Genomic DNA, 1,830 nt, shown 5'->3' on the forward strand with positions numbered 1-1,830 from the left:
TGTCAATGGAGGAGGCATTAGCGACCTTACCATCGCGCTATCAGCAAGCGCATGTGGTGGAGCGAGCCATAGGCTGTGACCCATGCCGTTGCAGAGCAAGCCCCGTACAATCGACGTTTGGGTTTTCCGGCATTCACAGCTGACGACCCCAACGTCATACATGCGTGAAGTGCTAAGCCCAACTGAGCGGGAAAGAGCAGAAAAAATCCGTCACCCATATCAGCGGATTCAAGCAAAATTTGCTTTTCGAACCATCCTTGCTGCGCACTTGCATGTACCGGCGCGGGGTCTCGAGATGACCATTTCGAGCCTTGGCTAGCCTCGAATGCCGGCGCGCGATATTGAAGTGAGCCAGTCTCACAGCCACGATTGGTCCGCCGTCGCAGTTTCAGCCGTCGGCTTGATTGGGATAGATATTGAGCGTTGGCACCCGTTGGCAAATTACCGCCAATTGGCCCGCCACATTATGACTGACCGAGAAGTCAGGATGTTTGAAGACATTCCGCGCGAGCTGTCTGCGAGAAAGTTCCTGGAGCTGTGGACCAGGAAAGAGGCTGTGCTGAAATGCGTAGGTCATGGTCTCCAGCAAGACCCGCTAACGCTTCACACGGGCTGGGATGAGCAGGCCGTGCAATTTGGTGGCCTGCATTATTATCTGCATGCGCTCCCAATCCGCGGGGAGTTAATAGGGCATGTAGCATCGCATCATCCCCGAAAAATCATCATGCGCACCCTGCCATCGCAATTCGATGTCCAACTTGGACAGCCAGATACCACATAAATTTACATAACCTTTATGATCGAAGGTCGTGGGCAATGGTATCTTCACCGCAAATTCTGAGGTCAGCACAGCCAAAAAAAGGCGGAAGCCGGCTTGGCAACTCCAGTCTCCTCGGTCCGATCCGAATGGACAACCTCCCGGAAGCTCACACCTAGGCCGTCGCCTTGATGGGGATCAGAATGAGGCGGAACAAGCTCAGAAGCGTCCTGATCGTTGTGATGACCTCACCGGCGCGTAGGCCGTAGGTGATGAGCAACATCAGGACAGCACGGTCTCGTATGTCGCGAGGACGATCTCCGTCAGTGGTCGCGAGTCGCGTGACAGCGCGCGGCAAAACTGATCGAAGGTGGTGATTCCGACCGACGCGAGTCTAAGTCTAGATGGGGTAACGGGCCTCTGGCGCCGCGGCCAGACTTTCGGTCGAGGCGCCAGAGGCCCGTTACCCCATCTAGGCGGGTGGTGACCCGCAACAGGGTGCGCCGGGAACAAGTGCTTGAGTTCCGAAGGGGCCGCAGGCCGCCCCTGTTCGCCAGGGGTGGAAAATGGTGTAATCGGCCAATCGATTAAGTCTTCGGCACGCTGTAGTATTGTCTCGGTTTCAGCAAAGCTGGGTGAAGCGGCGATGACATGTCCGATGTAGTGTAAGCGGTCAGCCGATAACGTCAGGCCTAAAGTTCCAAGGCATGAGCATTTCGATTTCGGATGCCGGCCAGCCTTGAGCGATGCGGGTCAAGGTCTGCGAGAGCCAGTCGAGCGGATCGACGCTGTTCATTTTGCAGGTTTGCAGCAAGGTGGCTACCGTCGCCCAGGTTCGTCCACCGCCGTGGCTGCCGGCGAATAGACTATTCTTTCGCGTGATCGTCTGGGGCCTGATTGCACGCTCGACGATATTGGAGTCGATTTCGATGCGACCGTCCATCAGAAAGCGTTCCAGCGCCTCCCGCCGGGTGAGCGCATAGCGGATCGCCTCGGCGGTCTTGGATTTTCCGGAGACCTTGCCCAGTTCCGCTTCCCATAGATCGAAGAGGCTCGCGACAATGGCCGCGGAC

Annotated in this window: 2 protein-coding genes; one reads left to right on the forward strand and one right to left on the reverse strand. The window is 56.8% G+C overall.

Features of this window, described 5'->3' with window-relative positions; all coding sequences use genetic code 11:
- Window positions 1–325 precede the first annotated feature (325 nt).
- Window positions 326–781 (forward strand): 4'-phosphopantetheinyl transferase superfamily protein, encoded by a 456-nt coding sequence (locus tag EOA24_RS36480; RefSeq protein WP_127410738.1) that lies wholly within the window; start codon window positions 326–328, stop codon window positions 779–781.
- Between the two features lie 649 nt (window positions 782–1,430).
- On the opposite strand, the gene EOA24_RS36490 is transcribed toward EOA24_RS36480, so the two are convergent.
- A partial coding sequence (locus EOA24_RS36490) for a transposase (RefSeq protein ID WP_133374828.1) occupies window positions 1,431–1,830 on the reverse strand: 400 nt, incomplete at its 5' end.

It is taken from the genome of Mesorhizobium sp. M2A.F.Ca.ET.039.01.1.1, assembly GCF_003998035.1.
Classification (GTDB): Bacteria; Pseudomonadota; Alphaproteobacteria; order Rhizobiales; family Rhizobiaceae; genus Mesorhizobium.

What these genes read in the sequence shown, in the direction of transcription:
- EOA24_RS36480 (WP_127410738.1), top strand. Translation starts at nt 326, where the DNA reads ATGCCGGCGCGCGATATTGAAGTGAGCCAGTCTCACAGCCACGATTGG.